Origin of the sequence: Pseudomonas lijiangensis, assembly GCF_018968705.1 — a bacterium.
GTDB lineage: Bacteria > Pseudomonadota > Gammaproteobacteria > Pseudomonadales > Pseudomonadaceae > Aquipseudomonas > Aquipseudomonas lijiangensis.
Genome location: NZ_CP076668.1, coordinates 4,323,936 through 4,335,804, shown reverse-complemented (window position 1 = coordinate 4,335,804; position 11,869 = coordinate 4,323,936). Strand labels below are relative to the sequence as shown.

General features: G+C 59.7%; 11 protein-coding genes. 7 read left to right on the top strand and 4 right to left on the bottom strand.

Annotated elements, in window-relative coordinates:
- The first annotated feature begins 162 nt into the window (after nt 1-162).
- From cysM to KQP88_RS18010, 5 genes are all read left to right on the top strand, one after another.
- Nucleotides 163-1,065, top strand: a complete 903-nt coding sequence (gene cysM, locus KQP88_RS18030; RefSeq protein ID WP_216703800.1) for a cysteine synthase CysM — start codon at nt 163-165, stop codon at nt 1,063-1,065.
- Nucleotides 1,065-2,420 (top strand): 23S rRNA (uracil(1939)-C(5))-methyltransferase RlmD, encoded by a 1,356-nt coding sequence (gene rlmD / locus KQP88_RS18025; RefSeq protein WP_216703799.1) that lies wholly within the window; start codon nt 1,065-1,067, stop codon nt 2,418-2,420. The genes cysM and rlmD overlap by 1 nt, the downstream gene beginning before the upstream one ends.
- 158 nt (nt 2,421-2,578) lie before the next feature.
- The gene (gene relA, locus KQP88_RS18020; RefSeq protein ID WP_198727069.1) at nt 2,579-4,819 is read left to right on the top strand and encodes a GTP diphosphokinase; all 2,241 of its coding nucleotides are present in this window, start codon (nt 2,579-2,581) and stop codon (nt 4,817-4,819) included.
- Between the two features lie 96 nt (nt 4,820-4,915).
- The gene (gene mazG / locus KQP88_RS18015) at nt 4,916-5,749 is read left to right on the top strand and encodes a nucleoside triphosphate pyrophosphohydrolase (protein ID WP_200992647.1); all 834 of its coding nucleotides are present in this window, start codon (nt 4,916-4,918) and stop codon (nt 5,747-5,749) included.
- A 30-nt stretch (nt 5,750-5,779) separates the two neighbouring features.
- On the top strand, nt 5,780-6,319 hold the full coding sequence (locus tag KQP88_RS18010) for a DUF2058 domain-containing protein (protein WP_200992646.1): 540 nt from the start codon (nt 5,780-5,782) through the stop codon (nt 6,317-6,319).
- A gap of 58 nt (nt 6,320-6,377) precedes the next feature.
- Here the strand turns inward: KQP88_RS18010 and KQP88_RS18005 are convergent, their stop codons facing one another.
- The 4 genes from KQP88_RS18005 to purM form a co-directional block, all read right to left on the bottom strand.
- Nucleotides 6,378-6,557 (bottom strand): hypothetical protein, encoded by a 180-nt coding sequence (locus tag KQP88_RS18005; protein ID WP_025261336.1) that lies wholly within the window; start codon nt 6,555-6,557, stop codon nt 6,378-6,380.
- Nucleotides 6,558-6,890: 333 nt separating this feature from the next.
- A complete protein-coding gene (locus KQP88_RS18000) occupies nt 6,891-7,604 on the bottom strand; it encodes a DUF3108 domain-containing protein (protein WP_198727064.1) in 714 nt (237 codons plus the stop codon).
- 8 nt (nt 7,605-7,612) lie between these two features.
- Nucleotides 7,613-8,263 carry a phosphoribosylglycinamide formyltransferase gene (gene purN / locus KQP88_RS17995; RefSeq protein ID WP_200992645.1) on the bottom strand — a complete coding sequence of 217 codons (651 nt, stop codon included), beginning with the start codon at nt 8,261-8,263 and terminating at the stop codon, nt 7,613-7,615.
- Nucleotides 8,263-9,321 (bottom strand): phosphoribosylformylglycinamidine cyclo-ligase, encoded by a 1,059-nt coding sequence (purM, locus tag KQP88_RS17990; RefSeq protein ID WP_025261333.1) that lies wholly within the window; start codon nt 9,319-9,321, stop codon nt 8,263-8,265. The genes purN and purM overlap by 1 nt, the downstream gene beginning before the upstream one ends.
- A 326-nt stretch (nt 9,322-9,647) precedes the next feature.
- Between purM and KQP88_RS17985 the strand changes: the two genes are divergently transcribed.
- A complete protein-coding gene (locus tag KQP88_RS17985) occupies nt 9,648-10,724 on the top strand; it encodes a DUF2066 domain-containing protein (RefSeq protein WP_200992644.1) in 1,077 nt (358 codons plus the stop codon).
- Nucleotides 10,725-10,773: 49 nt separating this feature from the next.
- Nucleotides 10,774-11,847, top strand: coding sequence for an AI-2E family transporter (locus KQP88_RS17980; RefSeq protein ID WP_200992643.1), 1,074 nt, complete (start codon nt 10,774-10,776; stop codon nt 11,845-11,847).
- Nucleotides 11,848-11,869 lie beyond the last annotated feature (22 nt).

Below are 11,869 nucleotides of genomic sequence, written 5' to 3'. Positions count from 1 at the left end.
TGCCGATACGCTCTTGGGGGTGCGGGAAGTCAAGGCTTGTGAGGCTGGAGCCGAAAATATCGCTTATTCCTTTTGGTGATAAGAAGCGCACTTTGCGTGATATGGGCTTTGGGCGTTTGCCGTTATGATAGTGCCCCCCGCAGTCTGGATCGCGAATACGCCATGACCTTGCAGTATCAAACCATTGCCGATTGCGTCGGCAACACCCCGCTCGTGCGCCTGCAACGCATCGGGGGTAATACCAGCAATACCCTCCTGTTGAAGCTCGAAGGTAACAACCCGGCTGGCTCGGTAAAAGACCGCCCGGCGCTGTCGATGATTACCCGTGCCGAACTGCGCGGCCAGATCCACGCGGGCGACACTCTGATCGAAGCCACTTCCGGCAATACCGGCATCGCCCTGGCCATGGCCGCAGCGATCAAGGGTTATCGCATGATTCTGATCATGCCGGACAACTCCAGTGCCGAACGCAAGGCTGCCATGACCGCCTATGGCGCGGAACTGATTCTGGTCAGCAAGGAAGAGGGCATGGAAGGCGCCCGCGACCTGGCTGAGCGCATGCAGGCCGAAGGCCGTGGCAAGGTGCTCGATCAATTCGCCAACGGCGACAATCCCGAAGCGCATTACACCAGTACCGGCCCGGAAATCTGGCAGCAGACTGGCGGCACCATCACCCATTTCGTCAGCTCCATGGGCACCACGGGGACCATCATGGGCACCTCGCGCTACCTCAAGGAGCAGAATCCGGACGTGCAGATCGTCGGTCTGCAGCCAATGGAAGGCGCCGCGATTCCAGGCATCCGCCGCTGGCCCCAGGAATACCTGCCGCGTATCTATCAGGCCGATCGTGTCGATCGCATCATCGACATGGCCCAGCAGGAAGCCGAAGACACCATGCGCCGACTGGCCCGCGAAGAAGGCATCTTCTGTGGCGTGTCGTCCGGTGGCGCTGTAGCCGGCATGTTGCGCCTGTCCCGTGAAGTCGAAAATGCGGTCATGGTCGCAATCATCTGTGACCGCGGCGACCGTTACCTGTCGACCGGCGTCTACGACGCGCCCAACTGATGGCCAAACAACCAAGAGGGCTGCGCTTCCAACCCGCTGGAGGCGTCAAGGCTGCGCAGATCCCTGCTGGCAAGAAACAGCGGCTGACCATTGAACGCCTGTCCAGTGACGGACGCGGCATCGCCTTTCTCGACGGCAAGACCTGGTTCGTAGCAGGCAGCCTTGGAGGTGAGGAGGTCGAGGCGCGGGTGCTCAATGCCCACGGCAAGATTGTCGAAGCGCGTACCGAGCGAGTGTTGCAGGCCAGCGATCTGCGTCGCCCGGCAGCGTGCGAACATTTTGGTCGCTGCGGCGGTTGCAGCGTGCAACATGTGCCCCATGACGAACAGCTTGCCCTGAAACAGCGCATGCTGGCCGAGCAGTTGCAGCGGGTCGCGAATGTCGTGCCGGATGAATGGGCCGCGCCTCTTGCCGGTGCCGAACTGGCCTACCGCCGACGTGCGCGCATCGCCGTGCGCTGGGATGCCAAGGCCAAACGGCTGGATGTGGGCTTTCGTGCGGCAGCCAGTCAGGACATCGTCAGCATCGAGCATTGCCCGGTGCTGGTACAGGCCTTGCAACCGATCATGACGCAACTGCCTGCCTTGTTGAAAAGCTTCAGCAAACCTCAGTCGCTGGGTCACGTTGAATTGTTCAGCGGTTCTTCCATTGCCGTGTTGCTGCGTCACACCGCGCCTCTGGCCGAGGGTGATCTGGCCATGCTGCAAGGGTTCTGCAAGGAGCATGACGCGCAACTCTGGCTGCATGGCGAAGGCGAGCCGCAACCGGCAGACCCGGATCAGGCATTGGGCTATCATCTTGACCCATGGAATCTGCAATTGGCCTGGAGGCCGGGGGATTTCATTCAGGTCAACGCGGCGGTGAATACCGCGATGATCGAGCAGGCGTTGCAGTGGCTGGCGCCCAAGGCTGACGAGCGAGTGATGGATCTGTTCTGTGGCTTGGGCAACTTTGCTCTGCCGCTGGCCGGGATGGCCCGGGAAGTGGTTGCGGTCGAGGGGGTTGCGACCATGGTCGAGCGTGCCTCTGCCAATGCAGTGAGTAATGATCTGCATAACGTCAGGTTTTTTCAGGCGGATCTTTCCCAGCCGCTGACACAAGCAAGCTGGGCCGCTGACGGGTTTTCTGCGGTACTCTTGGACCCACCGCGCGACGGGGCTTTTGAAGTAGTGCGCCAGATCAGGAAATCAGGCGCCAGACGGTTGGTTTATGTTTCATGCAACCCGGCAACTTTGGCTCGCGACACGGTCGAATTGGTCAATCAGGGCTACCGATTAAAACGTGCCGGAATACTCGATATGTTTCCACAGACGGCCCATGTCGAGGCGATGGCTTTATTTGAAGCGAGTAAGTGAGCAGCGGTTCATTGGATCGAGTCAGCTGCTGACAGGGAATCTCGTTTAATCCGACTGGCCCGCGAATGCCGGTCCTTGCTTGCCCGGCAAGTGGCATTCGCTCAAGAAGGCTGGCGACTGAAGGCGCTATTCATCGCGCCGTAGGGAAGGTAAGCAGCATGGTACAGGTGAGAGCGCACCAGCCGATAAACACAGACGGCAGTATCAACCTCGATGCATGGCTGGATCACATTGTCAGCGTCGATATGGTCCTCGATCGGGAGGCCATGAAAGAGGCCTGTGAATTTGCCCGGCAAGCCGAGCACAAGGACAATGCTTTAAAGAATCACTGGGCAGACGGTACTTCCAGTTTCCAGACCGGTCTGGAAATCGCGGAAATCCTGGCTGACCTCAAGCTCGATCAGGACTCCCTGATCGCAGCCGTCATCTACCGGGGCGTGCGCGAAGGCGTGATCCCCTTGCAGGATGTCGAGCAGCGCTTCGGTTCGACCGTCGCCAAGCTGATCGACGGCGTGCTGCGCATGGCGGCGATCAGTGCCAGCCTCAGCCCTCGCCAGTCTCTGGTGCTGGGCAGTCAGGCGCAGGTGGAAAATCTGCGCAAGATGCTGGTGGCGATGGTCGATGACGTGCGTGTGGCCCTGATCAAGCTGGCCGAGCGTACCTGTGCGATTCGTGCGGTAAAGAATGCCGACGACGAAAAGCGCAATCGCGTGGCCCGTGAAGTTTTCGATATCTATGCGCCTCTGGCCCATCGTCTTGGCATCGGTCATATCAAGTGGGAGCTGGAAGACCTGTCTTTCCGCTACCTTGAGCCCGAGCAATACAAGCAGATCGCCAAGCTGCTCCATGAGCGGCGCCTGGATCGTGAGCGCTTCATCAGCGATGTAATGTCGCAACTGGAAAACGAACTGCTGGCCACCGGCGTCAAAGCCGACATCAGCGGGCGTGCCAAACACATCTATTCCATCTGGCGCAAAATGCAGCGCAAGGGCCTGGCTTTCAGCCAGATCTACGACGTGCGTGCCGTGCGGGTGCTGGTCCCGGAAATGCGCGACTGCTACACCGCGCTGGGTATCGTTCACACCTTGTGGCGACACATTCCCAAGGAGTTCGACGACTACATCGCCAACCCCAAGGAAAACGGCTATCGCTCGCTGCACACGGCTGTTATCGGGCCGGAAGGCAAGGTGCTGGAAGTGCAGATCCGCACGCACTCCATGCACGAAGAAGCCGAACTGGGCGTCTGTGCCCACTGGCGCTACAAGGGCACTGACGTCAAATCCGGCTCCAACCATTACGAAGAGAAAATCTCCTGGCTGCGTCAGGTGCTGGAATGGCACGAAGAGCTGGGCGATATCGGTGGTCTGGCCGAGCAGTTGCGGGTCGATATCGAGCCGGACCGTGTCTACGTCTTTACCCCGGACGGTCACGCCATCGACCTGCCCAAGGGCTCGACACCGCTGGACTTCGCCTATCGGGTACACACCGAGATCGGCCACAACTGCCGTGGCGCGAAGATCAATGGCCGGATCGTACCGCTCAACTACAGCCTGCAGACCGGCGAGCAGGTCGAGATCATCACCAGCAAGCACGGTACGCCGAGCCGCGACTGGCTGAACTCGAACCTGGGATACATCACAACGTCCCGGGCGCGGGCCAAGATCGTTCACTGGTTCAAGCTGCAGGCCCGTGACCAGAACGTGGCGGCGGGTAAAACCCTGCTTGAGCGCGAACTGGCGCGTCTGGCGCTGTCGCTGGTGGATTTCGAGAAGCTGGCGGACAAGGCCAACTACAAGACCGCCGAAGACATGTTCGCCGCCCTGGGCGCAGGCGACCTGCGTCTGGCGCAACTGGTCAACCTTGCCCAGCAGCAGGTCGAGCCGGAACGTATCAACGATGTTGAACTGATTCCACGCAAGGCCACCGGTTACAAACCGGGCAAGCGCGGCGATATCCAGATCCAGGGCGTCGGCAACCTGATGACGCAAATGGCCGGCTGCTGCCAGCCGCTGCCGGGGGATGCCATTGTCGGCTATATCACCCAGGGTCGCGGCGTGAGCATCCACCGTCAGGATTGCGCTTCGGTGCTGCAATTGGGTGGCCGCGAACCCGAGCGGATCATTCAGGTCAGCTGGGGACCGGTGCCGGTGCTCACCTATCCTGTGGACATCATCATCCGCGCCTACGACCGTTCCGGGCTGCTGCGTGACGTCACCCAGGTCCTGCTCAACGAGCGGATCAACGTTCTGGCGGTCAACACCCGCTCGAACAAGGAAGACAACACCGCGCTCATGTCCCTGACCATCGAGATTCCAGGCCTGGATGCGCTGGGTCGGTTGCTGGGACGGATTGCCCAGTTGCCGAACATCATCGAGACGCGGCGCAACAGGACGCCGTAGGAGGCTGTAAGTTTTAAGCTTCAAGCTGCAAGCTCGTTTGTCTTCTAGCTTGCCGCTTGTAGCTTTCAGCTTATAGCTGCGACTGAAAGGAGCCCCATGTACTCAATCACCGACCTGCTCAATCTCATGTCCCGTCTGCGCGATCCGCAGTACGGTTGTCCCTGGGATCTGAAGCAGACTTACGCCAGTATCGTGCCGCATACGCTGGAAGAGGCCTATGAAGTCGCGGATGCCATCGAGCAGGGGGATTTCGATCATCTTCCCGGCGAACTGGGGGACCTGCTGTTTCAGGTGGTGTTCTATGCTCAGTTGGCGAAAGAAGAGGGGCGTTTCGAGTTCGAAGGTGTCGTAGACGGCATCGTTCGCAAGCTGTTGCGTCGTCATCCCCATGTGTTCCCCACCGGCGAGCTGTATGCACCACTGGAAACGCCGCGTCTGACCGATGAAGAGGTCAACCGGCGCTGGGACGAGATCAAGGCTCAGGAGCGCGCCGAGAAGGCAGCAGCGCCCGAGCAGCTTTCATTGCTCGACGACGTGCCTGTAGCGCTGCCGGCGCTGTCCCGTGCGGTCAAGCTGCAGAAGCGTGCGGCTCAGGTCGGTTTCGACTGGCCTGCGGCCTTGCCGGTGGTCGACAAGATTCGTGAAGAACTGGATGAAGTGCTTGAAGCCATGGCCGAGAATGATGCTCAGGGCATGGCCGAGGAAGTGGGCGATTTGCTGTTTGTGGTCGTCAATCTGGCCCGGCATCTTAAAGTTGACCCGGAAACTGCGCTACGCTCGGCCAATGGCAAGTTCGACAGGCGCTTCCGATTTATTGAACAGGCATTGCATCAGGCCGGGCGTCCCATCGAAGATTGCACTCTCGATGAAATGGACGCTCTGTGGGGCGAAGCCAAACGTCAGGAAAAGAGCACGCCCGGCTGCGGCTGAGCGTGTGGTATCTGCATAAGCGAGTAGACAATGAGCCTTTCCCTTCGCGACCAGTTGCTCAAGGCAGGTCTGGTCAACCAAAAGCAGGCCAAGCAGGTCAGCAAAGACAAGCAGAAAGAACAGCGTCTGGCGCACAAGGGCCAGATCCAGATCGATGACTCGCAAAAGCGTGCGGCCCAGGAGGCTCAGGCCGAAAAGGCCAGGCGTGACCAGGAGCTCAATCGTCAGCAGCAGGAAAAGGTCGAGGCCAAGGCTCGTACCGCGCAGATCAAGCAACTGATCGAAGTCTCGCGCCTGCCCAAGCTCACGACCGAGGATTACTACAACTTCGTCGATGACAAGAAGGTCAAGCGTATCTCGGTCAATGCCCTGATGCGCAACAAGCTGAGCAGCGGCTCGCTGGCCATCGTGCATCACGGCGGCGGTTACGAAATCATTCCCCGTGAAGCGGCGCTGAAGATCCAGGAACGTGACCCACGCCGTGTCGTGTTGCTCAACACCCCGACCGAAGCGCCGGATGCAGATGATCCGTATGCGGCCTATCAGGTGCCTGACGACCTGATGTGGTAAGTCTCTTGCGCACAAAACAAAACCCGCTCAAGGCGGGTTTTGTTTTGCTCTCGAATTATTAGTGAGTGCGCTGGTTTTCCTGCTCTTCCAGCTCCGCCTTGTAGTTATAGGCGTCTGACTCTACGTGAAACATCCCCACCAACTGATCCTGTTGGTAAACGTCCCAGATCTGAATGCCATCCGCAACGGCTTCATGAGAGAGGTGGGCTTCGTCACGCTCAGTAACTTTAACGGTCATATTGATAGCTCCTGACTCTAGAAACTGCGGCGATGTGTCGCAGGACTCTTTTATAGAATCGGTTAGCTTGCTAAGTAAACAGGCAATTTTTCAGGTACTGGCCTATTGAACTTTTTGCAGGGCTGGAGGCTTTGATTGGCGGGGCTTTCAGGTTTTGCGAGGGGGAAATGAAGGATTCTTCATGAAGGGTTTCACGAATGAATTCAGGCTTGTGGGGGGGTAAAACCAGACAAAACTTGTGGGAGGCAGCTTGCTGGCGAAAGGACCTGAAAACCGACAGATATTCTGCGGCTGTCCGTTAAAGTCGCCAGCAAGCTGCCTCCCACAGAAGGATCAGCTACCTTTCACAGCCTTGCCGTTGACGGTGCCGTCCAACAGCATGATGTTGTATTCCTTGCCGTCGGTTTCGACCTGTTGCAGGCGAACCAGCAGGTAATCCCAATCCTTGGCGAACCACAGCACGGTGGTGCGCTTGCTTTGTGTCGGGTCACGTACGCGCTCGACCTTGATGGCATCGACCTGGCCGGCCTTGGTGGCGACCTTTTCCGAGCCCAGCACGCGGAAGTCATAAGTATCGATTTCGTCACCGTCGACGACCTGATAGCTCATGCTCTTCTTGCCGGCTGCCACGTCATGCTGCAGGGCCAGCTGGTAAGTGGACTTGTCGAGAACGCCACGGTTGAGCGCAAGCTTGATGGCGTCACCACGGTCGGTGCCGGTCACGAACTTGGCGTTCCAGTCGAAGGCCAGATCAACCTTCTTGGACTTGCCCAGGCCGCTGCGCTCGAAGTTGTAGGTCTGGGGCAGCATCACCTCTTTATCGACTTTCAGCGTGCTGACTTCCGTCAGGCTGGCGATCATCATCGAGGCCTTGAAGCTGAGGGTCCAGGTGCCGTTGGGGCCGGCTTCCAGGCTGCGTTCGGCCGTACCGCTCATGGGAAGCTGCTTCCAGTCGGCGGTATAGCTGGCGGAGAAGGGTTGAAGATCTGCTGCATGTGCCGCAGGCAGTGCGAACAGAGCGAAAGCGAAGAGCAAGGCACGACGCATGGTATCTCCTAGTCTTGAATCAAGTGTCCGGTGGGCGGAAGTAACTTGCCATCCAGTAATGAACCCTCATCGCCAAGACGCAATCGGCCTTCGGCGAACCAGCGTATGGCCAGCGGGTAGATCCGATGCTCTTGTGCGTGGACCCGTTGCGCAAGTGTGGCTGGCGAGTCCTGCAACTCTACTGAAATCACAGCCTGTACGACCAGTGGCCCGCCATCGAGTTCCTCGGTGACGAAGTGCACGCTGCAGCCGTGTTCGGTATCTCCGGCTTCAAGCGCACGCTGGTGAGTATGCAGGCCTTTGTAGCGAGGCAGCAGGGAAGGGTGGATATTGAGCAGGCGACCCTGATAGTGACGAACGAAGTCCGCCGTCAGGATGCGCATGAATCCGGCCAGTACCACGAGTTGTGGCTCGAAGGTGTCGATCAGTTTCATCAGGGCGCTATCGAAGGCCTCGCGGCCTTCGTATGCCTTGTGATCAAGAACGCAGGCTTCGATACCTGCGTCTCTGGCACGTTGCAGTCCGAATGCGTCTTCCCGGTTGGAAATGACGGCGCGGATGCGGACGGGGCTGGCCCCGTCCTTGAAGCTGTCGATCATGGCTTGCAGGTTGCCACCGGTGCCGGACAGCAGCACCACGACATCGCAGGTGGCAGACATCAATGCGCCTTGAGGTTTTTCAGCTCGACTTGTGCTGCACCTTCGGCGGCGGTAGCGATCTGGCCGATGACCCAAGGTTGCTCGCCTGCTTCGCGCAGTACGTTCAGGGCGGTTTCAACGTGCTCCTGGGCAACGCAGATCACCATGCCGACGCCGCAGTTCAGGACGCGGTGCATTTCGTTTTCTTCAACGTTGCCTTGCTGCTGCAGCCAGTCGAATACTGCCGGACGCTGCCAGCTGGCGACGTCGACCACGGCTTGTGCGCCTGCTGGCAGTACACGCGGGATGTTGTCCAGCAGGCCGCCACCGGTGATGTGGGCCATGGCCTTGACCGCGCCGGTTTCCTTGATCAGCTTGAGCAGCGGCTTGACGTAGATGCGGGTCGGGGCCATCAGCAGTTCGGTCAGAGGTTTGCCGTCCAGCTGGATGTTTTCGATATCGGCACCGGCGACTTCGATGATCTTGCGGATCAGCGAGTAACCGTTGGAGTGCGGGCCGGACGATGGCAGGGCGAGCAGGGCGTCACCGGCAGCCACTTTCGAGCCGTCGATGATGTCGGCCTTTTCCACGACGCCGACGCAGAAACCGGCCAGGTCGTAGTCTTCGCCTTCGTACATGCCAGGCATTTCAGCGGTTTCGCCGCCAACCAGCGAGCAGCCGGCCAGTTCACAGCCAGCGCCGATACCGGTCACGACCTGGGCCGCGGTGTCGACGTTGAGTTTGCCGGTGGCGTAGTAGTCGAGGAAGAACAGCGGCTCTGCGCCACAGACCACCAGGTCGTTGACGCACATGGCGACCAGGTCGATGCCGATGCTGTCGTGCTTGTTCAGGTTCAGGGCCAGACGCAGCTTGGTGCCGACGCCGTCGGTGCCGGAAACCAGAACCGGTTGCTTGTAGCCGGCCGGGATTTCGCAGAGGGCGCCGAAACCTCCCAGGCCGCCCATGACTTCCGGACGCTTGGTGCGCTTGGCGACGCTCTTGATGCGTTCGACCAATGCTTCACCGGCGTCGATGTCTACACCGGCGTCTTTGTAGCTCAGGGAGGGTTGCTTGCTCATAAAAATCCAGGCCTTTAGGGGGGAGTCGGGGGTATCGACCGCTGCGGCGGGGCCGGTTCAGGGTTGTGCTTTCGCACAGTGCCGTTCGGGCCGCCACCATCGCCAGTCTGCGAAGGCGCGCGATTTTATCAGGCTTGCTGCCCGTGAGCCATCCTTGGGCCGACGGGCAGGGGGTTATCAGGTAAAAATAAAATCTGCGCGGGCGACGCAGGTCTTCCTTAATAAGCTGTAATTTAATGTGAATGATTGGCAACGACCTGCTGTCTGAGGCATGTTGAACACCTTCATACGGTCTTCAATACCGTTTTTCCGTTCGGGAACTGTCCATGCGTTTTTCTAGATTCCTTTTCGTCGGCTGCCTTTCCCTGTTCAGCCTGCCCGGCCTTGCCGAGACCGTGAGCAATTTGTATCAAGTCCGTGAAACCGTCAGTGGCCAGTCGCCCGATGAGCGTACTCGCGCCACTCAGGCGGCTCTGGAAACCCTGGTGGTGCGCCTGACCGGCGATGCCAAGGCGGCCCAGGGCTCGGCCCTGGCCGGGTTGCGCAAGGATCCGCAACAGATCATCAGCCAGTACGGTTATGAAGCCGGGCCGCCTGAAACCCTGCTGGTGGATTTCGATCCGGCCACCACCGACCGCTCCCTGCGTCAGGCCGGTCTTGCGATCTGGGGCAGCAATCGTCCATCGATCCTGGGCTGGTGGCTGCTGGATTCCACTGAAGGCTCCAATCTTGTGGGTGACGGACAGGCTGCTGCCGAACCGCTGCGCCGTGCCGCTCAGCACCGTGGCCTGCCTTTGCGCCTGCCACTGGCTGACCTGAGTGAGCAAGGTGTCGGTACTGCGCAGAACCTTGAAAGCAACGATGTTGCGCCTTTGAAAGAGGTTTCCGAGCGTTATGGCGCCGACGCGATTCTCGCCGTGCACGCCAAGGAAGAAGCCGGGCAGTGGCAGGGCAAATGGCGCCTGTGGCTGGGCGATCAGCGCGAGCAGGGCAGCGCCACGGGTGCCAACCCCGAAGCGCTGGCCGATTCCATTCTCCTGGCGGTGAGCCAGCGGCTGGCTCCGCGTTTTGCGGCAAAGCCCGGCGCGTCCACCGGTCTGGTCTTCCAGGTGCAGGGCATGAATCTGGAGCGTTACGCGCAATTGCTCAATCTGCTCGAGCCTTTCGGCGCCCGCCTCAAGTCGGTCGAGGCTGATCGCGTGACATTTGAAGTCACGAGCAGCCCGGAGCAGCTACGCTCGCAATTGTCCCTGGCAAAATTGCAGGAAGTGCCTGCCAGCGAAGCAGCAGCCGCTACACCGCCGCCAGCAGCGCCAGTCGATGCCGCCGCCTCACCGGCTCCTGCAGCGGATGCGCCAATGATTGTCCCGGTGTCTGCACCGCAACTGTATTTCCGCTGGTAGTCCGGCAAAGCGTGCCGGATTACGTTTTCTCTTGGGGTTGGGGTCATTGATGACTGATACAAAGCGTTGGTACTTGCCTGCCGGGATTGCCCTGCTGGCTGTGTTCATATTCATGCTGCATCCGATCCTGATGCCTTTTCTGGTAGCGCTGCTGCTGGCCTACATGGGCGATCCCCTGGTGGATCGCCTGGAAAGACTCGGCATGTCGAGAACCCTGGGCGTAGTGGCGGTATTCGGTTTGTTCACGCTGGTGCTGATGGCCTTGCTGCTGGTGCTGGTGCCGATGCTGGCCAAACAGTTGTTCCGCCTTTATGAGCTGGCGCCGCAGATTCTCGACTGGCTGCAACATACGGCCTTGCCGTGGGTGCAGGCCAAGTTCGGTCTGTCTGACGGGTTCTGGAAATTCGACAAGCTCAAGACCGCGCTTTCCGAGCATATGGGGCAGGCCGGGGATATCGTCAGCGTGGTGCTGTCCCAGGCCACGGCGTCGAGCCTTGCGCTGATCGGCTGGCTGACCAATCTGGTGCTGATCCCGGTGGTGTGTTTCTACCTGCTGCGCGACTGGGACTTGATGACCGGCAAGGTTCGCGGCCTGCTGCCGCGCCATCGTGAAGACCAGGTGGTGAAACTGGCGGGCGAATGTCATGAAGTGCTCGGCGCGTTCATTCGTGGCCAGTTGCTGGTGATGGTCGGTCTGGGCGTGATCTACGCCGCCGGTCTGATGCTGGTGGGCCTGGAGCTGGGTCTGCTGATCGGCGTGATCGCCGGGCTGGCTGCCATCGTGCCTTATATGGGGTTCGTGATCGGTATTGGTGCGGCGCTGGTGGCCGGTCTGTTCCAGTTCGGCGGTGAGTTGTATCCGCTGCTGGGCATCGTCGCCGTGTTCATGATCGGCCAGATGCTCGAAGGCATGGTGCTGACGCCGTTGCTGGTGGGCGACCGCATCGGTCTGCATCCGGTGGCGGTGATCTTCGCGATCCTGGCGGGCGGCGAACTGTTCGGTTTCACCGGCATTCTGCTGGCGCTGCCGGTGGCGGCCGTGATCATGGTCTTGTTGCGCCATCTGCATGATCTTTATAAAGGTTCTGAAGTCTACAGCGGCATGGAAGACCCTGATCTATAGGGCTTTGCAGCGTGTCTGAATT

Excerpts from the sequence above, each read along its gene's own strand:
- KQP88_RS17985 (WP_200992644.1), top strand. The coding sequence starts at position 9,648 with ATGCGTTTTTCTAGATTCCTTTTCGTCGGCTGCCTTTCCCTGTTCAGC.
- rlmD (WP_216703799.1), top strand. The coding sequence starts at position 1,065 with ATGGCCAAACAACCAAGAGGGCTGCGCTTCCAACCCGCTGGAGGCGTC.
- KQP88_RS18005 (WP_025261336.1), bottom strand. The coding sequence starts at position 6,557 with ATGACCGTTAAAGTTACTGAGCGTGACGAAGCCCACCTCTCTCATGAA.
- KQP88_RS18010 (WP_200992646.1), top strand. The coding sequence starts at position 5,780 with ATGAGCCTTTCCCTTCGCGACCAGTTGCTCAAGGCAGGTCTGGTCAAC.
- KQP88_RS17980 (WP_200992643.1), top strand. The coding sequence starts at position 10,774 with ATGACTGATACAAAGCGTTGGTACTTGCCTGCCGGGATTGCCCTGCTG.
- mazG (WP_200992647.1), top strand. The coding sequence starts at position 4,916 with ATGTACTCAATCACCGACCTGCTCAATCTCATGTCCCGTCTGCGCGAT.
- relA (WP_198727069.1), top strand. The coding sequence starts at position 2,579 with ATGGTACAGGTGAGAGCGCACCAGCCGATAAACACAGACGGCAGTATC.
- cysM (WP_216703800.1), top strand. The coding sequence starts at position 163 with ATGACCTTGCAGTATCAAACCATTGCCGATTGCGTCGGCAACACCCCG.
- purN (WP_200992645.1), bottom strand. The coding sequence starts at position 8,263 with ATGTCTGCCACCTGCGATGTCGTGGTGCTGCTGTCCGGCACCGGTGGC.
- KQP88_RS18000 (WP_198727064.1), bottom strand. The coding sequence starts at position 7,604 with ATGCGTCGTGCCTTGCTCTTCGCTTTCGCTCTGTTCGCACTGCCTGCG.
- purM (WP_025261333.1), bottom strand. The coding sequence starts at position 9,321 with ATGAGCAAGCAACCCTCCCTGAGCTACAAAGACGCCGGTGTAGACATC.